Origin of the sequence: Mycolicibacterium tusciae (genome assembly GCF_002086795.1) — a bacterium.
Classification (GTDB): domain Bacteria; phylum Actinomycetota; class Actinomycetes; order Mycobacteriales; family Mycobacteriaceae; genus Mycobacterium; species Mycobacterium tusciae.
Genome location: NZ_MVIM01000003.1, coordinates 223,591 through 244,836 on the forward strand (window position 1 = coordinate 223,591; position 21,246 = coordinate 244,836).

The 21,246-nt window shown below is 66.0% G+C and carries 27 protein-coding genes; 22 read left to right on the forward strand and 5 right to left on the reverse strand.

All coding sequences use genetic code 11. The features are described from left to right. The first annotated feature begins 132 nt into the window (after positions 1–132). The 12 genes from rplN (at position 133) to sppA (ending at position 6,639) form a co-directional block, all read left to right on the forward strand. The gene (gene rplN, locus BST47_RS06965; RefSeq protein ID WP_083124662.1) at positions 133–501 is read left to right on the forward strand and encodes a 50S ribosomal protein L14; all 369 of its coding nucleotides are present in this window, start codon (positions 133–135) and stop codon (positions 499–501) included. Continuing rightward, positions 502–819, forward strand: coding sequence for a 50S ribosomal protein L24 (gene rplX, locus BST47_RS06970; protein WP_083124664.1), 318 nt, complete (start codon positions 502–504; stop codon positions 817–819). Between the two features lies 1 nt (position 820). Continuing rightward, positions 821–1,387 carry a 50S ribosomal protein L5 gene (gene rplE, locus BST47_RS06975; RefSeq protein ID WP_083124666.1) on the forward strand — a complete coding sequence of 189 codons (567 nt, stop codon included), beginning with the start codon at positions 821–823 and terminating at the stop codon, positions 1,385–1,387. Positions 1,388–1,391: 4 nt separating this feature from the next. Further along, positions 1,392–1,577 (forward strand): type Z 30S ribosomal protein S14, encoded by a 186-nt coding sequence (locus BST47_RS06980; protein ID WP_006245130.1) that lies wholly within the window; start codon positions 1,392–1,394, stop codon positions 1,575–1,577. Positions 1,578–1,669: 92 nt separating this feature from the next. Next, entirely contained in the window at positions 1,670–2,068 is a 399-nt protein-coding gene (gene rpsH / locus BST47_RS06985; RefSeq protein WP_014209124.1) for a 30S ribosomal protein S8, read from the forward strand. Between the two features lie 22 nt (positions 2,069–2,090). Then, positions 2,091–2,630 carry a 50S ribosomal protein L6 gene (gene rplF, locus BST47_RS06990; protein WP_083124668.1) on the forward strand — a complete coding sequence of 180 codons (540 nt, stop codon included), beginning with the start codon at positions 2,091–2,093 and terminating at the stop codon, positions 2,628–2,630. Between the two features lie 2 nt (positions 2,631–2,632). After that, entirely contained in the window at positions 2,633–3,040 is a 408-nt protein-coding gene (rplR, locus tag BST47_RS06995) for a 50S ribosomal protein L18 (protein WP_083124670.1), read from the forward strand. Between the two features lie 25 nt (positions 3,041–3,065). Beyond that, on the forward strand, positions 3,066–3,737 hold the full coding sequence (gene rpsE / locus BST47_RS07000; protein WP_207568553.1) for a 30S ribosomal protein S5: 672 nt from the start codon (positions 3,066–3,068) through the stop codon (positions 3,735–3,737). Between the two features lie 2 nt (positions 3,738–3,739). After that, the gene (gene rpmD / locus BST47_RS07005; protein ID WP_083124674.1) at positions 3,740–3,919 is read left to right on the forward strand and encodes a 50S ribosomal protein L30; all 180 of its coding nucleotides are present in this window, start codon (positions 3,740–3,742) and stop codon (positions 3,917–3,919) included. A gap of 2 nt (positions 3,920–3,921) precedes the next feature. After that, entirely contained in the window at positions 3,922–4,362 is a 441-nt protein-coding gene (rplO, locus tag BST47_RS07010; RefSeq protein ID WP_083124676.1) for a 50S ribosomal protein L15, read from the forward strand. A gap of 122 nt (positions 4,363–4,484) precedes the next feature. Next, a complete protein-coding gene (locus tag BST47_RS07015; protein WP_083124678.1) occupies positions 4,485–4,832 on the forward strand; it encodes a DUF732 domain-containing protein in 348 nt (115 codons plus the stop codon). A gap of 43 nt (positions 4,833–4,875) precedes the next feature. Beyond that, positions 4,876–6,639, forward strand: a complete 1,764-nt coding sequence (gene sppA, locus BST47_RS07020) for a signal peptide peptidase SppA (RefSeq protein WP_083124679.1) — start codon at positions 4,876–4,878, stop codon at positions 6,637–6,639. Positions 6,640–6,665: 26 nt separating this feature from the next. On the opposite strand, the gene BST47_RS07025 is transcribed toward sppA, so the two are convergent. Together BST47_RS07025 and BST47_RS07030 are read right to left on the reverse strand one after the other, a co-directional pair. Next, a complete protein-coding gene (locus BST47_RS07025) occupies positions 6,666–7,319 on the reverse strand; it encodes an L-fuculose-phosphate aldolase (protein WP_420094023.1) in 654 nt (217 codons plus the stop codon). Continuing rightward, positions 7,313–8,290 carry an NAD(P)-dependent oxidoreductase gene (locus BST47_RS07030; protein WP_207568554.1) on the reverse strand — a complete coding sequence of 326 codons (978 nt, stop codon included), beginning with the start codon at positions 8,288–8,290 and terminating at the stop codon, positions 7,313–7,315. The genes BST47_RS07025 and BST47_RS07030 overlap by 7 nt, the downstream gene beginning before the upstream one ends. Positions 8,291–8,320: 30 nt before the next feature. Here BST47_RS07030 and BST47_RS07035 point away from each other — a divergent pair, with 30 nt between their 5' ends. Then, positions 8,321–9,649, forward strand: a complete 1,329-nt coding sequence (locus tag BST47_RS07035; protein WP_083124683.1) for a xylulokinase — start codon at positions 8,321–8,323, stop codon at positions 9,647–9,649. On the opposite strand, the gene BST47_RS07040 is transcribed toward BST47_RS07035, so the two are convergent. From BST47_RS07040 to BST47_RS07050, 3 genes are read right to left on the reverse strand one after another with little or no spacing between them, the layout of a single operon-like run. Continuing rightward, a complete protein-coding gene (locus tag BST47_RS07040) occupies positions 9,639–10,538 on the reverse strand; it encodes a class I SAM-dependent methyltransferase (RefSeq protein WP_083124685.1) in 900 nt (299 codons plus the stop codon). The genes BST47_RS07035 and BST47_RS07040 overlap by 11 nt on opposite strands. 6 nt (positions 10,539–10,544) lie before the next feature. Then, on the reverse strand, positions 10,545–11,459 hold the full coding sequence (locus BST47_RS07045; protein ID WP_083124687.1) for an SAM-dependent methyltransferase: 915 nt from the start codon (positions 11,457–11,459) through the stop codon (positions 10,545–10,547). After that, positions 11,456–12,397 carry a class I SAM-dependent methyltransferase gene (locus BST47_RS07050; RefSeq protein WP_083124689.1) on the reverse strand — a complete coding sequence of 314 codons (942 nt, stop codon included), beginning with the start codon at positions 12,395–12,397 and terminating at the stop codon, positions 11,456–11,458. Before BST47_RS07050 ends, BST47_RS07045 begins: the two co-directional genes overlap by 4 nt. A gap of 285 nt (positions 12,398–12,682) precedes the next feature. Here BST47_RS07050 and secY point away from each other — a divergent pair, with 285 nt between their 5' ends. The 9 genes from secY (at position 12,683) to BST47_RS07095 (ending at position 21,242) form a co-directional block, all read left to right on the forward strand. After that, positions 12,683–14,020, forward strand: a complete 1,338-nt coding sequence (gene secY / locus BST47_RS07055; protein WP_083124690.1) for a preprotein translocase subunit SecY — start codon at positions 12,683–12,685, stop codon at positions 14,018–14,020. After that, positions 14,017–14,565: an adenylate kinase gene (locus BST47_RS07060; RefSeq protein ID WP_083124692.1), complete on the forward strand. Its 549-nt coding sequence runs from the start codon at positions 14,017–14,019 to the stop codon at positions 14,563–14,565. The genes secY and BST47_RS07060 overlap by 4 nt, the downstream gene beginning before the upstream one ends. Before the next feature lie 7 nt (positions 14,566–14,572). After that, complete coding sequence (gene map / locus BST47_RS07065) at positions 14,573–15,370, forward strand: type I methionyl aminopeptidase (protein ID WP_083124694.1); 798 nt, start codon at positions 14,573–14,575, stop codon at positions 15,368–15,370. Positions 15,371–15,508: 138 nt separating this feature from the next. After that, positions 15,509–16,033, forward strand: a complete 525-nt coding sequence (locus BST47_RS07070) for a sigma-70 family RNA polymerase sigma factor (protein ID WP_083124696.1) — start codon at positions 15,509–15,511, stop codon at positions 16,031–16,033. Further along, positions 16,030–16,764 carry a zf-HC2 domain-containing protein gene (locus BST47_RS07075; RefSeq protein WP_083124698.1) on the forward strand — a complete coding sequence of 245 codons (735 nt, stop codon included), beginning with the start codon at positions 16,030–16,032 and terminating at the stop codon, positions 16,762–16,764. Before BST47_RS07070 ends, BST47_RS07075 begins: the two co-directional genes overlap by 4 nt. Positions 16,765–16,812: 48 nt before the next feature. Beyond that, the gene (locus tag BST47_RS07080) at positions 16,813–18,543 is read left to right on the forward strand and encodes a thiamine pyrophosphate-binding protein (protein ID WP_083124700.1); all 1,731 of its coding nucleotides are present in this window, start codon (positions 16,813–16,815) and stop codon (positions 18,541–18,543) included. Beyond that, positions 18,524–19,195 carry an SRPBCC family protein gene (locus BST47_RS07085; protein WP_083124702.1) on the forward strand — a complete coding sequence of 224 codons (672 nt, stop codon included), beginning with the start codon at positions 18,524–18,526 and terminating at the stop codon, positions 19,193–19,195. Before BST47_RS07080 ends, BST47_RS07085 begins: the two co-directional genes overlap by 20 nt. Then, on the forward strand, positions 19,195–20,205 hold the full coding sequence (locus tag BST47_RS07090) for a 3-oxoacyl-ACP synthase III family protein (RefSeq protein WP_083124703.1): 1,011 nt from the start codon (positions 19,195–19,197) through the stop codon (positions 20,203–20,205). Before BST47_RS07085 ends, BST47_RS07090 begins: the two co-directional genes overlap by 1 nt. Next, a complete protein-coding gene (locus BST47_RS07095; protein ID WP_083125107.1) occupies positions 20,205–21,242 on the forward strand; it encodes a pyridoxal phosphate-dependent aminotransferase in 1,038 nt (345 codons plus the stop codon). Before BST47_RS07090 ends, BST47_RS07095 begins: the two co-directional genes overlap by 1 nt. The last annotated feature ends 4 nt before the right edge of the window (positions 21,243–21,246 follow it).

Genomic DNA, 21,246 nt, shown 5'->3' on the forward strand with positions numbered 1-21,246 from the left:
AGAATCAACGGGTTGCCTTGGGCAGACCTCGGATCTCCTTGACGGAAATCCCCGCGTGCTCTTCGGTGACAGCAAGACCGCGTACGTCAGGTCGGTATCTGGCGTGCATACAACCCAGGTCGAGGAGATCTAGTGATTCAGCAGGAATCGCGGCTGAAGGTCGCCGACAACACGGGTGCCAAGGAGATCTTGTGCATCCGCGTGCTCGGCGGATCGGGGCGGCGTTACGCCGGCATCGGCGACATCATCGTGGCGACCGTCAAGGACGCGATCCCGGGCGGCAACGTCAAGCGCGGCGAGGTCGTCAAAGCCGTCATCGTGCGCACCGTGAAAGAGCGTCGTCGCGCCGACGGCAGCTACATCAAGTTCGACGAGAACGCGGCCGTGATCATCAAAGCCGACAACGACCCGCGCGGCACGCGCATCTTCGGCCCCGTCGGCCGCGAACTGCGCGAGAAGCGCTTCATGAAGATCGTCTCGCTTGCCCCGGAGGTGCTGTAGATGAAGGTCCACAAGGGCGACACCGTTCTGGTCGTCTCCGGTAAAGACAAGGGCGCCAAAGGCAAGGTGCTGCAGGCGTATCCGGACCGGGACAAGATCCTCGTCGAGGGCGTCAACCGGATCAAGAAGCACACCGCGATCTCGCGCAACGAGCGCGGCGCGCAGTCGGGCGGCATCGTCACGCAGGAGGCGGCCATCCACGTCTCGAACGTGATGGTCGTCGACTCCGACGGCAAGCCCACCCGCATCGGATACCGCACGGACGAAGAGACCGGCAAGAAGGTCCGTATCGCCAAGACCAACGGCAAGGACATCTGAGATGACCTCCACTGAAGAAAAGACCGTTCCCCGTCTCAAGCAGCGCTACCGCGAGGAGATCAAGGACGCGCTGCTGAAGGAATTCGGCTACGCCAACGTCATGCAGATCCCCGGCGTGGTCAAGGTCGTCGTGAACATGGGTGTCGGTGACGCTGCCCGCGACGCCAAGCTGATCAACGGTGCGGTCAACGACCTGGCGCTGATCACCGGGCAGAAGCCCGAGATTCGCAAGGCCCGCAAGTCCATCGCACAGTTCAAGCTGCGTGAAGGCATGCCGATCGGTGCGCGGGTGACGCTGCGCGGCGACCGGATGTGGGAGTTCCTCGACCGGTTGACCTCGATCGCGCTGCCGCGTATCCGCGACTTCCGCGGACTCAGCCCCAAGCAATTCGACGGCACCGGCAACTACACCTTCGGGCTCAACGAGCAGTCGATGTTCCACGAGATCAACATCGACGACATCGATCGCCCCCGGGGTATGGACATCACCGTCGTCACGTCGGCGACGAACGACGACGAAGGCCGCGCGCTGCTGCGTGCACTTGGCTTCCCGTTCAAGGAGAACTGAGCAAATGGCAAAGAAGGCTCTGGTCAACAAGGCCAACAAGAAGCCCAAGTTCAAGGTCCGCGGCTACACCCGGTGCAACAGGTGCGGTCGCCCGCACGCGGTTTACCGCAAGTTCGGGCTCTGCCGGATCTGCCTGCGCGAGATGGCGCATGCCGGCGAACTGCCCGGCGTCCAGAAGTCCAGCTGGTAACAGCCCTACAACTACAAACCACATCAAAAGGTTGCGGTAGGCCCCCAAGAGCTTTCGGGGGGAACCGCCGCGAGGAAGGTGAACCGGCTGTCATGACCATGACGGATCCGATCGCAGACTTCTTGACACGTCTGCGCAACGCCAATTCGGCGTACCACGACGAGGTGTCGCTGCCACACTCGAAGATCAAGGCCAACATCGCCGAGATCCTCAAGAGCGAGGGCTACATCTCCGATTACCACACCGAGGATGCCCGGGTGGGCAAGTCGCTTGTGGTGCAACTGAAATACGGCCCGAGCCGTGAACGCAGCATCGCGGGACTGCGCCGGGTGAGCAAGCCCGGTCTGCGCGTCTACGCGAAGTCCACCAATCTGCCGCGCGTGCTCGGCGGTCTGGGCGTGGCGATCATCTCCACGTCGTCGGGTCTGCGAACCGACCGTCAGGCCGCCCGAGAGGGCGTCGGCGGCGAAGTCCTCGCGTACGTGTGGTAGTGGGGATAGGAGCCTAAAGACCATGTCACGAATTGGAAAGCAACCGGTTCCGGTTCCCGCCGGAGTCGATGTCACGATCAACGGCCAGAACGTGTCGGTCAAGGGTCCCAAGGGAACTCTTGAGCTGGCGGTGGCCGAACCGATCCGGGTCGCGCGCGACGACGATGGCGCCATCGTGGTGACCCGTCCGAACGACGAGCGGGAAAACCGCTCGCTGCACGGGTTGTCCCGCACGCTGATCGCCAACCTGGTCACCGGTGTGACCGAGGGCTACACCACCAAGATGGAGATCTTCGGCGTCGGTTACCGCGTGGTGGCCAAGGGCAGCAACCTCGAGTTCGCCCTGGGTTACAGCCATCCGGTGCTGATCAACGCCCCCGAAGGCGTGTCGTTCGCAGTGGAGACACCGACGAAGTTCTCGATCTCCGGAATCGACAAGCAGAAGGTCGGCCAGATCGCGGCGAACATCCGCCGCCTGCGCAAGAGCGATCCCTATAAGGGCAAGGGCATTCGCTACGAGGGTGAGCAGATCCGCCGCAAGGTCGGAAAGACAGGTAAGTAGAAATGGCTTCTTCTAAGACTGAGGCGTCGTCGCGTAAGCCGGTGGGGCAGAGCGTGTCCGAGGCCCGGCGTGTCTCGCGGCTGCGTCGGCACGCCCGACTGCGCAAGAAGATCGAAGGCACGGCCGAGGTGCCGCGCCTGATGGTAAACCGCTCGGCGCGGCACATCCACGTGCAGCTGATCAACGACCTCGACGGCACCACAGTGGCCGCCGCATCGTCGATCGAGGCGGACGTGCGTGCGGTCGAGGGCGACAAAAAGGCCCACAGCGTGCGGGTCGGTCAGCTGATCGCCGAGCGCGCGAAGGCTGCGGGTATCGAGGCGGTGGTGTTCGACCGCGGTGGCTACACCTACGGCGGGCGCATCGCGGCACTGGCTGACGCAGCGCGCGAAGGCGGGCTGAAGTTCTAATGACTGATTACGGAAGGACTGCATGATGGCCGAGCAGGCTGGCGCCGCTCCGGCGCAGGACAACCGCGGAGGCGGTCGTGGTGACCGCGACGGCCGTGGTCGTCGCGACGACCGCGGCGGTGGCCGTGGCGGTCGCGACGGCGGCGAGAAGAGCAACTACATCGAACGCGTCGTCACGATCAACCGCGTCTCCAAGGTGGTCAAGGGTGGCCGGCGGTTCAGCTTCACCGCGCTGGTCATCGTCGGCGACGGCAAGGGCATGGTCGGTGTCGGCTACGGCAAGGCCAAAGAGGTCCCGGCCGCCATCGCCAAGGGTGTCGAGGAGGCGCGTAAGGGCTTCTTCCGCGTACCGCTGATCGGTGGCACCGTCACCCATCCCGTGCAGGGCGAGGCCGCCGCGGGTGTCGTCATGCTACGTCCGGCCAGCCCCGGTACCGGTGTGATCGCCGGTGGCGCTTGCCGCGCAGTGCTGGAATGCGCCGGGGTGCACGACGTCCTGGCCAAGTCGCTGGGCAGCGACAACGCGATCAACGTGGTGCACGCCACCGTTGCCGCACTCAAGCTGCTGCAGCGTCCGGAAGAGGTGGCGGCCCGACGTGGCCTGACCATCGAGGAGGTGGCGCCGGCAGGCATGCTGCGGGCGCGGCGTGAAGCCGAGGCGCTGGCCGCGTCGGCCGCGCGTGAGGGAACGGCGTAACCATGGCAGAGCTCAAGATCACTCAGGTGCGCAGCACCATCGGTGCGCGGTGGAAGCAACGCGAGAGCCTGCGGACCCTCGGACTGCGCAAGATCCGGCAGTCCGTGGTACGTGAGGACAACGACCAGACCCGTGGACTCATCAAGACCGTCCACCACCTCGTTGAGGTAGAAGAGGTTTAGCAATGACTATCAAACTGCACGACCTGCGCCCGGCGCCGGGGTCGAAGACCGCCAAGACCCGCGTGGGTCGCGGTGAGGGCTCCAAAGGCAAGACCGCCGGTCGTGGCACCAAGGGCACCAAGGCACGTAAGAACGTCCCGGCGACGTTCGAGGGTGGCCAGATGCCCATCCACATGCGGCTGCCGAAGCTCAAGGGCTTCCGCAACCGGTTCCGGACCGAGTACGAGGTCGTCAACGTCGGCGACATCAACAAGCTGTTCCCCAAGGGCGGCGATGTGGGTGTCGACGAACTGGTGGCTTCCGGTGCGGTGCGCAAGAACACGTTGGTCAAGGTGCTCGGCGACGGCAAGCTGACCGTGAAGGTCAACGTCACCGCTCACAAGTTCAGCGGCAGCGCACGCGAAAAGATCACCTCTGCGGGCGGATCCGCGACCGAGCTGTAGGTCCAGTTGTCGACAAGAGCCCCTGCCGTTACGGTGGGGGCTCTTGCGATTCATCGAATGCGGTAACGCATCGGGTCACGGGTGCGATCTACATTGCGCGTGCCGAAAGTTCAGGAGCAGACATGACCACTGTCCGTCGTGCCATCGCTGTTGCGATGGTCAGCGCCGGCCTCGCGGTCTTCGGCAGCGCCGCGTCCGCGCACGCTCAGGACGCCGACGAGCAGTTCGAGAAGGCAGTGAGCTCCCTGGGTATCACCGTGGGCCCCGAAACCGATATCCCGGCGTTGGGCCGAGGGGTCTGCGACACGATGACCCGGGAGATGGCGCGCAATCCCAACCCGCCACCGTTGGTCCGAGGCATCCTCCAGTCCTTGGTCAACAGCAATCTCACCAAGGAACAGGCCGTGGGCTTCATGCGGGCCTCGGTGAACATCTACTGCCCACAGTTCTCGCGGTACCTGGGCCGCTGATTGCGGAAGGCCGGCGCCGATTTCGCGTCGGTAGGCTCACAGAATGTTCGCATTTCTGCCCGGCATCCCTGGAATCGACGACGTACGTGCGCTCGGCAGGCGGGTGGACACGGCCCGCCATCACGGCGTACCCGGCGGGTGTGTGCTCGAGCTCGATCTGATGGCAGCGCCACCGGAAACCGGTGGATTCGACCCGCTGGCGATGATCAACGTCGGCACTCGGCCGATGGTGCTGCGCGATGCTGTCGCCGCCATCCACCGCGCCGCCGACGATTCGCGCGTGGCCGGGCTGATCGCGCGCGTCCAGCTCAGTGCAGCCGCGCCGGGTCCGGTGCAGGAGTTGCGCCATGCGATCTCGACGTTCAGCGAGGCGAAGCCGTCGCTCGTGTGGGCCGAGACCTATCCGGGCACGTTGTCGTACTACCTCGCTTCGGCGTTCCGCGAGGTGTGGATGCAGCCCTCAGGCACGGTCGGGTTGGTCGGTTTCGCCACCGGTGCGACGTTTTTGCGCGACGCGCTCGACAAGGCGGGCATCGAGCCTCAGTACATCGCGCGTGGCGAATACAAGTCAGCCCCAAACCGTTTCACCCAGAACAGCTATACCGATGCCCACCGTGAGGCTGACACCAGACTGATCGAAAGCCTGCTTGCCCAGGTGCGGCAGGCGGTCTCCGAGTCGCGCGGTATCGAAGCAGCCGAAGTCGACGCGCTCGCGGACAGAGCACCACTGTTACGCGACGATGCTGTCACCGGCCGCTTGGTCGATCGAATCGGGTTCCGCGATGAGGCGTATGACCGAATCGCCGAACTCGTTGGCGCGTCTGACGATGCGCCGCCCCGGCTGTACCTGTCGCGGTACGCGAAAGCCACCGCTTCGCGGCCCTCGTCACCGCTGCCGCCGGTTCCGGGTCGCAAACGTAAGCCGGCTATCGCCGTCGTCACCCTGCACGGCCTGATCGTCAGCGGCCGGGGCGGACCGCAGGTGCTGCCGTTCGGCGATTCGAGCGCCGGCGGTGACACCATCGCCGCGGCCTTGCGCGAGGCGGCGGCCGACGATTCCGTTTCCGCGATCGTCTTGCGCGTGGACAGTCGCGGCGGAATGGCCACCGCGTCGGAAACCGTCTGGCGTGAGGTGAAGAAGGCGCGGGACAGCGGCAAACCCGTCGTCGCGTCGATGGGTGCGGTCGCGGCATCGGGTGGCTACTACGTCTCGATGGCCGCAGATGCGATCGTCGCCAACCCAGGAACCATCACCGGCTCGATCGGTGTCGTGACCGGCAAGCTGGTCGCCCGGGAACTCAAGGAGCGTCTCGGGGTCGGCTCGGAGTCGTTGCGCACCAACCCCAACGCCGACGCCTGGTCGATCAACCAGCCCTTCACCGACGCGCAGCACGCGCTGGTCGAGGCGGAGGCGGATCTCTCCTATTCCGACTTCGTCGAGCGTGTCGCCGAGGGTCGCAAGATGACCGTCGAGGCGGTTGATGCTGTTGCCCGCGGTCGCGTGTGGACCGGGGCCGACGCGTTGGAGCACGGCCTCATCGACGAACTCGGCGGGCTCCGCACCGCCATCAACCGCGCCAAGGTGCTGGCCGGCCTCGATCCCGACGACGACGTCCGCCTGATCGACTACCCCGGCTCGTCGCTGATGGACATGCTGAGGCCGAAGTCGTCTTCGCAGCCCGCGGCCGCGTCGGTGCCCGAGGCCCTGGCTGTCCTCGTCGGCCGCTCGGTGGCCGGGGTGCTGAGCCAGGCCGAGCGGTCGCTGACCGGCGTCAGTGCCCTTTGGTGGGGCGATTACCGCTTCTGAGCAAGCGCCGCACTCGCGGGTGGACCTCAGTTGGAGCGTAGGTAGCCGTAAACCATGGCGAAGTTGTTGTTCACCTCGTCGGGAATGGGTATCGGCCCGCCAAGAGCCCTTGCGCCCCAGGCGATCTGCGCGGTGCGCTCCACCAGTGCGGTGACATGCAGCACCTTGTCGGGGCGCTGGCCGACCGCCACCAGCCCGTGGTTGGCGATCAGCGCTGCCGCCCTGTCCTGCAACGCTTTCACTGCGTTGTCGCCGACATCGGGACTTCCTGAAGCCGCGTACTCCGCACACCGGATCTCGCCGCCGCAGTACACGGCGAACTCGTCGACGCAGGCCGGAATCGACTGACGGGCGACCGCGAACATCGTGGCCCACACCGGATGACTGTGGATCACGCTGCCGATGTCGTCGAATGCGCGATAGCACGCCAGGTGCAGGGCCATCTCCGTCGATGGGCTCCGGCCGTCCTTGGCGCTCAGCACAGCGCCTTCGGGGTCGACGAGGACGAGGTCTTCCAGCACCATGTCGGCGTAGTCCACCGACGACGGCGTGATGACGATGTTGCCGTCCTCGCGCCTGGCCGAGATATTGCCCGCGGTGCCTTCGACGAGGCCGCGGCGCAGCATGTCCTTGGCCGCGTTGAGCACCGCGTCCTCGGGGTTGGCGACGTATCTCACCATGTCAGCACCTCCGGGTTGACGATGTGCGCTGGCGTGCGTCCGGACAACAGCATCTCGAGGCCGTCGGCGACGATCTGCGCCTGCCGCGCCTCAGTGTTCCACGTGGCGCCGCCGATATGAGGTGTGAGCACGACGTTGGACATTGCCGTAAGCGGATGATCGACGGGCAGCCATTCGCCGACGAAGTGATCCAGCCCGGCCGCTCCGAGCTTGCCACTGCGCAGCGCCTCAACCAGTGCATCGGTGTTGTGCAGTTGCGCGCGAGCAGTATTGAGGAACACCGCGCCGTCGCGCATCTTCGCGAATTGGTCGGCGCCGATCATGTCCACGGTGTCGTCGGTGACGGGCGCGTGCAGCGAGACGATGTCGGCCTCGGCGAGCAGGTCGTCGAGGCTGTGGGTGGCCTCGTCGTTGTACGGGTCGTAGGCGATCACCGTCAGGCCGAGCCCCTGCAGCCGCCAGCGCAGCGCTCGGGCCACGGCGCCGAGACCCACCAGCCCGGCCGTCATCCCCGCGACCTCCCATGCCCGAAACCGTTGGTAGGGGATGGTGCCGTCGCGAAACACCTCTCCGGCGCGGACGTCTGCATCGGCGGTCAGCACCTGACGGGTAGCCGCGAAAAGCAGCGCGATCGCCATTTCCGCGACGGCGTCGGCATTGCGGCCGGGCGTATTCAGCACCGGCACCTTGACCGCCGTCGCCGCGGCCACGTCGACATTGTTGGGGTCGCCGCGCGTGGACGCGACCGCCCTCAACGGCAGATCGAGTACCGGCCCGCTCACCGAATCAGCCTCGACGACAAGGATGTCGGCGTGCTCGGCGCTCGCACGCTCGGCGAGCTGTTCGGCCGAGTAGATCCGCAGCGGGCGCAGCTCGATCCACGGGTCGTACACGACGTCGACCAGTTGGTTCAGCTTGTCGAGGCCCGGACCGCGCAGTGGTGCGGTCACGAGCGCGCGAAGTCTGCTCACGTATGGACATGCTGGCGTACGGTGGCGCCCGTGTCAGCCAAAGCGGTCACTATCGGCATCGACATCGGTACGACGGCCGTTAAGGCGGTGGCCGCGGACGAGGACGGTCGGGTGGCCGCGCGGGTCCGGATCCCGCATCGACTGCTGGTGCCTGCACCGAATCAGTTGGAACACGACGCCGACGAGGCGTGGCGGCGGGGACCGTTGGCGGCCCTTGTCGAATTGCGTCGGCCCGATGCCGCGGCGTTGGCGGTCACCGCGATGGTGCCGTCGCTCACGGCCGTCGACGTCGATGGGCGTCCGCTCACCCCCGGCCTGCTCTATGGCGATGTCCGCGGTCGACGAGACGCCCGCCCGGACACCACGTTCCTCTCCGGTGAAGCAGAAGAGTTCCTGCGTTGGACGGTGGCCGAGGCGCCCGACGCCCACGGGTACTGGCCCGCGGCGGCGGTGGCCAATCACATGTTCGCGGGTGAGGCAGTCATCGACAATTCCACCGCCAGCACCGCTTATCCGTTGTTCGACGGTGAGCGATGGAGCGAATCGGTCTGCGCCGAGTGCGGTACGGAGCCGGCGGCGATGCCGCGCGTGGAGACGACGGGCGTCGCGGTGGGTCGGCTGCGGGACTCCGACACCGTGTTGGCCGCGGGCGCGGTCGATGCGGTGTGCGAGCAGATCGTCGCGGGCGCCGACCAGGACGGTGACGTGCTGGTGGTGTGCGGCACCACTCTGATCGTGTGGGTGACAACGAGTGAGTTCCGTGAGGTGCCCGGCCTCTGGACGCTGCCGCACACCGCGGCGGGCAAGCTCCAGATCGGCGGGCCGAGTAATGCGGGCGGTCTGTTCCTCGGCTGGGTGGACCGCCTTGTCGGCCCGGATGGCGACGTCGACCCCGGGCGGGTGCCGGTGTGGTCGCCGTACCTGCGCGGAGAACGCGTCCCGCTGCACGATCCCGATCGCCGCGGCGTGCTCGACGGGCTGGACCTCACCCACAACGGCGCATCGGTGCGACGGGCCGCCTATGAGGCGTCGGGATTCGTTGTGCGGCAGATCATCGAGATGAGCGGCGCCCGGGCGACGCGCATTGTCGCGACGGGCGGCGGCACGCGCGTCGCGCCGTGGATGCAGGCCATCGCCGACGCCACCGGGCTGCCCGTGAGCGTGTCGGGCGTCGCCGAGGGCGCCGCGCTGGGTGCGGCGTTCTTCGCACGGATGGCGGCCGGACTCGAAACCGCAGTCGCCGACGCCGCGCGGTGGGCCTCTGTCTGCCGCATCGTCGAACCCGACTCCGCGTGGACCGACCCGGTACAAGACCGTTACGCCAGGTTCCTCGAACTGGCAGGCGGACCTAGCGTTTGATCGCGGACAGGTAGCTCAGGTCGGCGAAGAAGCCCATCGCACTGTCCTCCGGGAATTCGAACCCGTTGGCGGCGTATGCGTCTCGCATCGTCTGAGCCGTGACATCCCAACCTCGCTCGGCGAGGTAGTCGATGACGTCATTGCGCTCGTCGCGATAGATCAGCTCCGACATCTCGATGTCGTGGCCGTACTTCTTGAGCCGGTCCGCGATCTCCTGCGACCTCTCGTCGGAGAATGCGCTGATGTCCGGAATGTGCTCGGTGGCGACACGGCTACCCGGCACGCTGAGCTCGTCGATGCGGTCGAACAACAGATCCTGTGCCTCGGGCGGCAGGTAGATCAGCAAGCCCTCGGCAATCCACGCCGTGGGCTGGGTGGGATCGAAGCCGTTGTCCAGCAGCGCTTTCGGCCAGTCCTCACGGAGGTCGATCGCAATCGGCCGACGGTCCGCGGCAGGCCTGGCACCCAACTGCGCCAGCGTCTCGCTCTTGAACGCGATGACCTCGGGCTGGTCCAGCTCGTAGACGGTGGCCCCCGCGGGCCACGCCAACCGATACGCCCGCGCGTCCAGCCCTGCGGCAAGGATCACGGCCTGCCGCACGCCGGCGGCGGCCGCGTCGGTGAACAATGTATCGAAATGGCGTGTGCGCACTGCCATTCCCTCTGCCGCGTTGCGCACGTTGAACCGAGGGTCGACCTCGTCGAGGTCGATCTCGCCGTCGAGTGCGCGGATGAAGAAGTCCATGCCGACCGCGCGTACCAACGGCTCGGCATACTGGTCGTGGATGAGTCCCTCTCGGTTGCTCAGCGCCCGTTGCGCGGCGATCATCGTCGCTGTCGATCCGACGCTGGACGCCAGATCCCATGAATCGTTGTCGGTGCGTGGCATGGATTCCTACTTTCGAGTCGCGATGACCGCAAGCGAATCGCGGAGTGGCACAAGGGCTTCGGTGTCGGGAAACTCGCGGCCGTACCCGGCGAACACCTCTGGGCGGCGACGGGCTGACACGTTCCAACCGTGCTCGCCCAGGTATTCGACCACCCCGTTGCGCTCACCGTCGTAGAACAACTTCGTGATGTCCATATCGGGGGCGTCACCCCACCGGTCCTTCATGTCCTTGAGCCGCGCGCCGATGCTGGCGGCGGCGTCCGGGTGGTACTCGGTGGCCAGCCGGCTGCCCCGCGCGCTGAGTGCCGTGATGTCGTCGAACAGGCGGTCCTGCGCGTCCGGCGGCAGATAGACCAGCAGACCTTCGGCACTCCAGGCCGTCGGCTGATGTGGGTCGAAACCGCTGGCGCGCAAAGCCTTCGGCCAGTCTTCACGGAGGTCGATGCCGACCGTGCGCTGTTCGGCGGCGGGGGTCGCACCGATGGACTCCATAGTCGCGGACTTGAACTCGATCACCTGGGGCTGGTCGATCTCGTAGACGACGGTGCCGTCGGACCATGACAGCCGGTAGGCGCGCGAATCCAGACCCGACGCCAAAATCACGGCCTGGCGTATTCCGGCCGCGCCTGCCTCGGCGAAGAAGTCGTCGAAGAATCGCGTTCGCACCGCGATCGAGGTGGCGAGGAACGCCGGACCGCCGGGCTCGCCGTCGTCGGGCAATTCGACCTCTCCGTCGGCGAGCTTTGTGAAGAAGTCCAGGCCGACGGCGCGCACCAGCGCTGCGGCATAGGGGTCGTCGAACAGCGGGTCGGCGTCACGGCTTGCCACCGCGCGTGCGGCGGCAACCATCGTGGCGGTGGTGCCGACGCTGGACGCCAGATCCCAGCTGTCGCCATCGGTTCGGCTGTCCGCCCGGCTCATGACTCGAGTATGCCCGTGACGTACTGCAGTTCACCGAAACGGGCGACGTCGTCGTCCTCCTCGGTGATGGGGGGCAGACCGTTCTCGCTCAGCAGTTGCTTGACGCTCTGGAAGGTGATGTGCCAACCGCGATCGGCCAGGTACGCCGACGCCTCGTTGCGGTCACCGAGGTAGATGAGGTCGGCGAAGTCGAGTTCGAAGCCGTGGTCGCGCCACTGCTGGGCGGCTTCCTGCATCCGCTCGATCGCCTTCTCGTGGTCTGCCGCGTCGATGTTCGGCGTGCTCTCGACCGCGACGCGACTGCCGACGGCGCTGAGCTCGGTGATGGTGTCGAGCAGCTTGTCCTGTGCCTCCGGCGGCAGATAGCCCAACAGGCCCTCTGCGCTCCACGCGGTGGGCCTGCTCGGGTCGAACCCGGCGGCGATCAGTGCCGAGGGCCAGTCGAAGCGAAGATCCACCGCGACGGTCCGGCGGTCGGCAGTCGGCTCGGCGCCGAAGTCCGCGAGCGTTCTGGTCTTGAACTCGATGACCTCGGGCTGGTCGATCTCGTAGACGGTCGTCCCCGCGGGCCAGGCCAGCCGGTAAGCCCGGGAATCGAGGCCCGACGCCAGGATGACCGCCTGCCGGATGCCCACCTCACCTCCGGTGGCAGAAGTGAAGAACTCGTCGAAGAACTTGGTCCGTACCGCCATGTTGTCGGTCATCCGCGCCATTCCCACGGAGGCGTGGTCGACGTCGAGATCCTCGGCGCGCAGCTCTCCACTTGCGAGTTTGGTGAAGAAGTCCACCCCGACCGCGCGGACCAGAGGTTCGGCGAACGGATCGTCGATCAGTGCATCGTCGGCCTTCGTCGCGATCGCGCGCGCCGCGGCGACCATCGTCGCCGTCGCGCCGACGCTCGACGCGAGATCCCACGTGTCCTTGTCAGTCCTAGCCATGATCAGCCCCTAGTCGAAAGCCATTTACTTAGTGGATATAACGAGACGAGCCCCACGGTATGTTCCCGGGCTGAGAAGGAACTGTGAGTGCACATCGGGGCAGCAGGATGCAGGGCGAAGGAGCTGCAACTGTTAGTCTCGTAGACTGTTTGACGCGTGACTTCGCAGGCTGCGCGCCTGACGGACGTCGCACCTGATCGATACCCAGACTTAACCAAGAACCCGCTGGTCAGACCAGCCACATTTGCATGCCGCTAGTCACAGGTCGGCTGCGCAGGAGGAAGAGTGCTTTCGGCTTTCATCTCGTCACTGCGGACAGTAGACCTGCGGCGCAAAATCCTCTTCACCATCGGCATCGTCATCCTTTACCGCGTGGGCGCCTCGATTCCGTCGCCCGGTGTCAACTACCCGAACGTTCAGCAGTGCATCGCGGAGGTCAGCGGCGGCGATTCGGGCCAGGTCTACTCACTGATCAACCTGTTCTCCGGCGGCGCACTACTGCAGCTCTCGGTGTTCGCGGTCGGCATCATGCCCTACATCACCGCCAGCATCATCGTTCAGCTGCTGACCGTCGTCATCCCGCGTTTCGAGCAGCTGCGTAAAGAGGGCCAGGCCGGCCAGACGAAGATGACGCAGTACACGCGTTACCTGTCGATCGCCCTGGCCCTGCTGCAGTCCACCAGCATCGTCGCGCTGGCCGCCAACGGTGGCCTGCTGCAGGGCTGCACGCTCGACATCATCCAGGGTCAGAGCGAAGGCCTGAACATCTTCACGCTCGTCGTGATGGTGCTGGTGATGACCGCGGGCGCCGCGCTGGTGATGTGGATGGGCGAGCTGGTCACCGAGCGCGGCATCGGCAACGGCATGTCGCTGATGATCTTCGCCAGCATCGCGTCGGCGATCCCGGGCGAGGGCAAGTCCATCCTGGACAGCCGTGGCGGCCTGGTGTTCACCATGGTCTGCCTGGCGACCCTCGGCATCGTCGTCGGCGTGGTGTTCGTCGAGCAGGGACAACGACGCATCCCCGTCCAGTACGCCAAGCGCATGGTCGGCAGGCGGATGTACGGCGGCACGTCGACCTATCTGCCGCTGAAGGTCAACCAGGCAGGCGTCATCCCGGTCATCTTCGCGTCGTCGCTCATCTACATCCCGCACCTCCTCACGCAGCTGATCACCAGCGGTGACCCGAACGCGGCCAACAGCGGCTTTTCGAGGTTCATTGCCGAATACCTCACGAACCCGGCCGACCCGGCCTATATCGCGGTCTATTTCGGGCTCATCATCTTCTTCACGTACTTCTACGTGTCGATCACGTTCAACCCCGAGGAACGTGCCGACGAGATGAAGAAGTTCGGCGGGTTCATCCCGGGCATCCGTCCAGGTGCGCCCACCGCCGACTATCTGCGATACGTGCTCAATCGGATCACCCTGCCGGGCTCGATCTATCTGGGTGTCATCGCCGTCTTGCCGAACCTGTTCCTGCAGATCGGCAACACCGGCTCAGTGCAGAACCTGCCCTTCGGCGGTACTGCGGTTCTGATCATGGTCGGTGTCGGCTTGGATACGGTCAAACAGATCGAGAGCCAGCTGATGCAACGCAACTACGAAGGGTTCCTGAAGTGAGAGTCGTTCTACTCGGACCGCCCGGCGCGGGTAAAGGCACCCAGGCGCAGAAGCTCTCTGAGAAGCTCGGAATCCCGCAGATCTCGACCGGCGACCTGTTCCGCAAGAACATCAACGAAGGCACCGACCTGGGGGTCGAGGCCAAGCGTTACCTCGACGCCGGCGACCTGGTGCCGAGCACTCTCACCAATGCACTGGTCGAGGACCGGATCGAGCAGGAGGACGCGGCCGCCGGGTTCATCCTCGACGGCTACCCGCGCTCGGTCGAGCAGGCCAAGGCACTCGACGAGATGCTGAAGAACCACAACACCAAGCTCGACGCCGTGCTGGAGTTCGCCGTCTCAGAGGACGAGCTCTTCACGAGGCTCAAGGCCCGTGGCCGCGCCGACGACACCGAAGACGTCATCCGCAACCGGATGCAGGTCTACCGGGACGAGACCGAGCCGCTGCTGGAGTATTACTCCCACAACAACCTCCAGACCGTCGATGCCGTGGGCCCGCTGGACGAGGTGTTCGCCCGGGCGCTACGAGCGCTCGGCAAGTAGTTCGGTCATGGGTCTGCCAGGGCTGCGGAGCCGCCGGGTCGTGCCGCAGCGCACCCCCGCCGAACTCGACGCGATGGCCGCTGCGGGGGCACTGGTTGCGTCCGCGTTGGCCGCGGTCCGCGAAGCCGCGGTCCCCGGTGTGTCCACGCTCGCGCTCGACGAGATCGCCGAAGCGGTGATCCGCGACGGGGGCGGCACCCCGTCGTTTCTCGGCTACCACGGCTTTCCGGCCAGCATCTGCTCGTCGGTCAATGATCGTGTGGTGCACGGCATTCCGTCCGCGGACGACGTCCTCGCATCGGGCGATTTGGTGTCCATCGATTGCGGGGCGATCCTCGATGGCTGGCACGGTGACTCCGCGGTCACCTTCGGTATCGGTCCGTTGATTCCCGTCGACGAAGCGCTGTCCGCAGCCACCCGCGAGGCCATGGAGGCGGGCATCGCCGCGATGGTGCCCGGCAACCGGCTCACCGACGTCTCACACGCGATCGAGGTCGAGTCGCATGCCGCCGAGAAGCGGTACGGCCGCAAGTTCGGGATCGTCGCCGGCTACGGCGGGCACGGCATCGGCAGGCAGATGCACATGGACCCGTTCCTGCCCAACGAAGGGGCACCCGGCAGGGGCCCGCATCTGGCGGCTGGCTCGGTGCTGGCCATCGAACCGATGCTCACCCTGGGCACCACGAAGACCGTTGTGCTCAAAGACCAGTGGACCGTCGTCACGGCCGACGGATCCCGCGCCGCGCACTGGGAACACACCGTGGCCGTCACCGACGACGGGCCGCGGATCCTCACGTCGCTCTAGATTTCGCGCCGAACGTGGGTTACCCGCACGCTTTTGCCGCCTTTTGCGTGTGACAAGTCCACACTGGGCGATGTATGGCAACGCGCCGACACTGAACCGGATGACCCGCAACCTCGTATTACCAACGGAGGTTGAAATTTGGACGACCCGGGGACCGCAGAAAGCCAGGTCATGCGGGTGCTCTATGAGGAGCATGCCGCAGTTCTTTGGCGCTATGTCGTGCGGCTCACCGGGGATGCAGCTCGAGCGGAGGATGTCGTGCAGGAGACGCTACTGCGTGCGTGGCGCCATCCCGAGGTGACCGGCGACAGCGAGAGATCCGCGCGGGCGTGGCTGTTCACCGTCGCGCGTAACCTCGTCATCGACGAAAGACGAAGCGCGAGGTTCCGCAGCGAAACGGGCACCCCCGACATGGAACAAGCGGCGGACCGCGCGGGACCCGATGAGGTGGAGACGGCGCTGGACCGCATGTTGCTCAGCGAGGCGTTGGCCCAGCTGTCCGAGGACCACCGGGCCGTCATCAGCCGCGCGTATTACCAGGGCGCTTCAACCGCCCAGATCGCTGCCGACCTGCAGATCGCCGAAGGCACCGTGAAATCGCGGCTGCACTACGGGATGCGGGCTCTGCGCCTGCGGCTGCAGGAGATGGGGGTGAGGAGATGACACTGTACGGGCTACCGAGGGGTGGTGACGAGGTGGACGACGATCGCTATGCGACGTGGGACGCTGCCTACGTACTCGGCGCGCTGTCCACCGACGAGCGCCTGGAGTACGAGGCGCACCTGCAGACGTGTCCGCGGTGCCGCGCCGCCGTCGACGAACTGGGTGAAATTCCTCCGCTGCTCGCCAAACTGGACAAGGCCGACGTGGCGTCGCTCGACGCAGAACAGTCCGAACCGCAGCGTCGGCCGCAGATGCTGGATTCGCTGTTGCATCGCGTCAACGCGAGCCGCAGGCGCTCCCGCTGGATGACGACCGCCGCGCTGGCCGCCGCGGCTGCGGTGCTGGCCATTGGACTGGTGATCGCCATTCGACCTGATGCGCTGGGTTTTGGGACCGGTACCGACCAGCTCGCCGGATCCGCGATGGAGATGTCGAAGGTGTCCGAGACACCGATCAACGCGACCATCAGCCTGACCGGCTACGGCTGGGGTACCCGCATCGACATGGCGTGCACGTACGGCGACTGGGGCAGGCGCGATGCACCGCCGCAGAATCTGGGCATGGTTGTGGTCGGCCGCGACGGTAGTCAGAGCCAGGTCGCGACGTGGCTGGGCTTGTCGGGCGCGACAGCGCTGCCCAGCGCGAACACGCCCCTCCCGATCGACGAAATCGCTGCTGTGCAACTGGTTTCACCCGATTCGGGCCAGGTACTGCTCGAAAAACAGCTGTGATTCCAGCCACGGGGTGAACCGAATCTCGTAGCCGTTCGTGTCCTCTATATGGCAAGGCATCGAGTTGTCGACCACATCGTCGGGTATCTCGCGTCGGTGGGGGTCGATTACATCTTCGGCGTCGACGGCGCGAATATCGAGGATCTGTACGACGCTGCGTTCTACCGGGCTGACATCACCGCGGTGCTGGCCAAGCACGAGTTCTCCGCTGCCACAATGGCCGACGGCTACAGCCGCAGCGGCGCCGGACTCGGCGTGGTCGCCGCGACGTCGGGCGGCGGATGCCTCAACACAATTCCCGGCCTGGGAGAAGCCTATGCCAGCCGGGTGCCGGTGCTGGCACTCATCGGGCAGGCCCCGACGACACTCGACGGTCGAGGTGCGTTCCAGGACACCAGCGGCCGCAACGGTGCACTCGACGGGCAGGCGCTGTTCTCAGCGGTTTCGGTCTATTGCCGGCGTGTGACCACCGCGGAGGACATCGTCACGGCGCTACCGGAGGCCATTGCCGCGGCGAAGACGGGTGGGCCCGCAGTGCTGTTGCTGCCCAAAGACATTCAGCAGGCAGCACTCGAGTCCGTGAACGGTGCCGACATCTCGCTCACCCAGCGCACCGTACATACCGGTGATCCGCATCCGATTGTTCGCGCACTTCGGCGGGTCGACGGACCGGTCACGATCATCGCCGGTGAGCAGGTGGCCCGAGACGACGCCCGCGCCGAACTCGAACAGCTGCGGGCCCTGCTGCGGGCGCGGGTGGCATGCGTGCCCGACGGCAAAGACGTCGCGGGCACACCGGGAATGGGCTCATCGTCCGCCCTTGGCGTGACCGGTGTGATGGGCCATCCCAGCGTGGCGACGGCCATCGCCGAGAGCGCGCTGTGTCTCGTGGTCGGCACCCGGCTGTCGGTGACGGCGCGGGCCGGTCTGGACCACGCGCTGCGGTCGACGAACGTCTACTCGATCGGCGCCGAGGCTCCCTTTCTCCCGTGGACCCACGTGCATACCGACGACCTCCGCGGGTCGTTGTCCAGGCTCGCCACGGCACTGTCAGGCCGCGGCAGGCCGCCCCGGCTCCGGGTCCCCGATGCGGTGCGCCGCGCGGAGCTGCACCCACCCGCGCACAGCGGGCCGGGGATTCGGTATCGCGACGCGATGACGTTGCTCGACCGGATGCTGCCCGACGGCGTGGACGTCGTCGTCGACGCGGGCAACATCGGCGCCGCAGCGATACATCACCTGCCGGTCCGCCGTGACGGCCGATTCATCGTCGCGCTGGGTATGGGCGGTATGGGGTACAGCTTCGGCGCCGGTATCGGCGTGGCGTTCGGCAACGCCGCCGACCTGCACAGCCGCACCGTCGTCGTCTCCGGCGATGGCTCGTTCTTCATGCACGGCATGGAGATTCACACCGCGCTGCAGTACAGATTGCCCGTCACCTTTCTACTGTTCGACAACCACGCACACGCGATGTGTGTGACGCGCGAACAGCAGTTCTACGGCGACCGGTACAGCTACAACCGGTTCGGGCCGAGCCGGCTGGGCGCCGGACTCGCCGCGATGTTCCCGGAGCTGCGATCCGTGGACGTCGACGATGTCGACGCCCTGCCCGCCGCGCTCGAGACCGCACTCGGCGTGGATGGCCCCTCGGTCGTGAGCATCGAGTGCTCTGCAGATGAAATCCCGCCGTTCGCAGCATTTCTCGGCAACGACGCCGACGCTGACAAGAAGTCCAACATAACCAAGGAGGAGCACTCTTATGTCGCTGCCCGCACTTGAGGACATCGCGGTCGACCGGGGCACCACCGACCCGATCGACGGCGTGATCCGCGTCGAAACCTCTCCGAAGGAGAAGGCGACACCGATCATCATGGAGATGATGCGGTCGGTGTACCCCCACGACGAGGTGTTCGGAACATACTGCACCGTCAACGATTACGTCGACTGTCCGCCCGACGAGCTCTACGAATGGCTGGCGGACACCCGCTGCCTCGAGGAGTGGACCTACAGCCTGCGCGGCTTCGAGCAGACCGATGAACCCGGACTCTGGGTGGCCTACGACAAACTCGGCGGCGACACGGGAAGCCCGATCTACACCCGAACCGTCGCCAACGCCGACGCGCGCACGATCGACTACCACTGCGCCTGGGATCAGGGCAAGCACCTCTGGATGATCTATCTGATGCGAATCGTCGACGCGCAGTTGGTGTTCGACAAGCCCGGCTCGGTGGTGCTGTGGACCAACTGCCATCATCCGTTCTACGACGAAAATCCCTACCCGGAGACCGCACCGCCCAAGCGCCCGGTGTGGGTCGGGGACTTCTGGGACATGTTCGGCCCCGGTCATCTGCTGGAGCTGAAGAACCTCAAGGCGATCGCGGAGTACCGCCACCACAACGGCCTCGCCGTCAAGCCGGATTGGATGAAGTGATGACTGTCAGTCTGATCGACGTGTCGACGTATCTGCCTGGGAAGCCGATCAGCGCCGACTACTACGCCCAGTTCGCCGAATCCGACGACCTGCGCGACAACGTGATGTTCCGGGCGCCGAAGTTCCGTCATCATGTGGCGGAGGACGAGACGGCCATCGACATGGTGGAAAGTGCCGCGGCCGGGCTGATCGAACGCCACGGCCAGGACGCGGTCGTGGACGCCGATATCCTGATCACCCACACCCAGATGCCCGACATGCCGTTCTACGGCGGTGGCGGCGGAATGGCGCATCGCCTTGGGATGAAACCGAATTGGGTTCTCGATCTGCACAACGGCGGATGTGCAGCGTTCGTGCTCGCGCTGAAGGTGGCGCGCAACCTGATCGAGTCGGGTGAAGGGCGCACCGCGCTGATCGCGATCGCTCAGAATGCGGCCGGCCAGGCGTTCGACCAGCCGACGATTCGGCGCAAGGCGCAGGCGTCAGTGCCCGGCGACGGTGCCGCGGTGGGGCTGGTGACGCTGTCCGACCAGTCACCGATCCTCGACATCGAATGCCGCACCTACGGTGAGTTCGCCGGCGATATGACGCTCGCGGTCGATCCGCCCCGCAAGTGGTGGCAGGCCGGTCCTGGGGAGGGCTGCATCGGGTTCACCGAAAGCAAGATCACCAAGGTGCTGGCCCGGGGCAACCGACAGGTGCCCGAGGTGTCCTACGCGGTGTGTGATCGAATCGGCGTGAAGCCAAGGGATCTCGACCTCCTGGTCACCAACCAGCCGAATCGCGCCTTCCTGCGGAACTGGCGCGAAGCGATGGAGCTTCCGAAGGAGCGGCACCGCGACACCTTCGAGGACTGCGGGAACCTGTTCGCCGCGGGTATTCCGATCAACCTGGACCGTGCCATCACCGACGGCCAGCTGAAAAAGGGCGATGTCGTCATGATGTCGGCGTTCGCGCACGCCGGCGACTTCGCGGGAGCCGCGGCGGTCAGGTGGGGTGGCAGAGGCTGATGTCCACCCCCAATCGCGATGTGACGGAGGCAGCCGTGGGCGCGCTACCCGGTGCGGTGAACCCAATGGCGCTGTCCCTCAATGAGAATCCGTTCCCGCCGCTGCCGTCGGTGCGGTCCGCGCTGGTGTCCGCCATCGATGCGGGCAACCGGTATCCGGAGTTCCTGCCCGAGCGGCTTCGTACCTTGATTGCCGGTCATCTCGGGGTACGCGACGAGCAGGTCGTCATCGGGGTCGGTGCCACGGGCGTGATCTTGCAGGTGCTCAACGCTGTCACCCGCCCCGGCGACAGAATGGTGATGACGTCGCCAACGTTCGACGGCTATCCGATCTTCGCCCATATGGCCCGGCTGGAGTCGGTCACCGTCGGACTCGACGAACACGGCCACCACGACCTCGACGCCATGGCCGACGCCGCCGCGAAGGCCCGAGTCGTGGTGGTGTGCCGGCCGCACAATCCGACCGGAACGGTTGAGCCGGCAGCCGACATCGAGCGGTTTCTTCAGCGCATCCCGGCCGACACCGTCGTCGTGCTCGACGAGGCGTATGTCGAGTTCCTCGCGCCTCACCATCGCATCGATGGTCCTGAACTAGTCGCCCGGTATCCGAATGTCGTTGTGGTGCGGACCTTCTCGAAGGCATATGGGCTCGCGGGGCTTCGCGTCGGCTACGGATTCTGTGCGCCCGAGCTCGCCCGTGAGCTATGGACCATGCAGCAGCCGTTCGGTATCGCCATCACCGGCATGGTGGCCGTCGCAGCGTCGTATGACGCGGAAAGCGAGCTGGAACAACGTATCCGGATGATCACCGCCGAACGCCGCTACCTGCGCATGCGGCTAAGGGCGATGGGGGTGTACAGCACCGATGCCCACGCCAACTTCGTCTACCTGCCACCCTGGGGCCGGCAGTGGCGCGAGGTGTTCGACGGCACCGGCCTGAAGGTCCGCGGCTACGCCGACGGCGGTGTACGAATCACCGTCGGCAGCCGTCAGTCCACCCGCGCGGTGGTGAGCGCTGTGCGGGCTGCGCTGCAGTGACTTC

Bases quoted from the DNA above. Each gene is read 5' to 3' on its own strand.
- rplX (WP_083124664.1), top strand. From the start codon at position 502: ATGAAGGTCCACAAGGGCGACACCGTTCTGGTCGTCTCCGGTAAAGAC.
- rplE (WP_083124666.1), top strand. From the start codon at position 821: ATGACCTCCACTGAAGAAAAGACCGTTCCCCGTCTCAAGCAGCGCTAC.
- BST47_RS06980 (WP_006245130.1), top strand. From the start codon at position 1,392: ATGGCAAAGAAGGCTCTGGTCAACAAGGCCAACAAGAAGCCCAAGTTC.
- rpsH (WP_014209124.1), top strand. From the start codon at position 1,670: ATGACCATGACGGATCCGATCGCAGACTTCTTGACACGTCTGCGCAAC.
- rplF (WP_083124668.1), top strand. From the start codon at position 2,091: ATGTCACGAATTGGAAAGCAACCGGTTCCGGTTCCCGCCGGAGTCGAT.
- rplR (WP_083124670.1), top strand. From the start codon at position 2,633: ATGGCTTCTTCTAAGACTGAGGCGTCGTCGCGTAAGCCGGTGGGGCAG.
- rpsE (WP_207568553.1), top strand. From the start codon at position 3,066: ATGGCCGAGCAGGCTGGCGCCGCTCCGGCGCAGGACAACCGCGGAGGC.
- rpmD (WP_083124674.1), top strand. From the start codon at position 3,740: ATGGCAGAGCTCAAGATCACTCAGGTGCGCAGCACCATCGGTGCGCGG.
- rplO (WP_083124676.1), top strand. From the start codon at position 3,922: ATGACTATCAAACTGCACGACCTGCGCCCGGCGCCGGGGTCGAAGACC.
- BST47_RS07015 (WP_083124678.1), top strand. From the start codon at position 4,485: ATGACCACTGTCCGTCGTGCCATCGCTGTTGCGATGGTCAGCGCCGGC.
- sppA (WP_083124679.1), top strand. From the start codon at position 4,876: ATGTTCGCATTTCTGCCCGGCATCCCTGGAATCGACGACGTACGTGCG.
- BST47_RS07025 (WP_420094023.1), bottom strand. From the start codon at position 7,319: ATGGTGAGATACGTCGCCAACCCCGAGGACGCGGTGCTCAACGCGGCC.
- BST47_RS07040 (WP_083124685.1), bottom strand. From the start codon at position 10,538: ATGCCACGCACCGACAACGATTCATGGGATCTGGCGTCCAGCGTCGGA.
- BST47_RS07045 (WP_083124687.1), bottom strand. From the start codon at position 11,459: ATGAGCCGGGCGGACAGCCGAACCGATGGCGACAGCTGGGATCTGGCG.
- BST47_RS07050 (WP_083124689.1), bottom strand. From the start codon at position 12,397: ATGGCTAGGACTGACAAGGACACGTGGGATCTCGCGTCGAGCGTCGGC.
- map (WP_083124694.1), top strand. From the start codon at position 14,573: ATGGGTCTGCCAGGGCTGCGGAGCCGCCGGGTCGTGCCGCAGCGCACC.
- BST47_RS07075 (WP_083124698.1), top strand. From the start codon at position 16,030: ATGACACTGTACGGGCTACCGAGGGGTGGTGACGAGGTGGACGACGAT.
- BST47_RS07080 (WP_083124700.1), top strand. From the start codon at position 16,813: ATGGCAAGGCATCGAGTTGTCGACCACATCGTCGGGTATCTCGCGTCG.
- BST47_RS07085 (WP_083124702.1), top strand. From the start codon at position 18,524: ATGTCGCTGCCCGCACTTGAGGACATCGCGGTCGACCGGGGCACCACC.
- BST47_RS07090 (WP_083124703.1), top strand. From the start codon at position 19,195: ATGACTGTCAGTCTGATCGACGTGTCGACGTATCTGCCTGGGAAGCCG.
- BST47_RS07095 (WP_083125107.1), top strand. From the start codon at position 20,205: ATGTCCACCCCCAATCGCGATGTGACGGAGGCAGCCGTGGGCGCGCTA.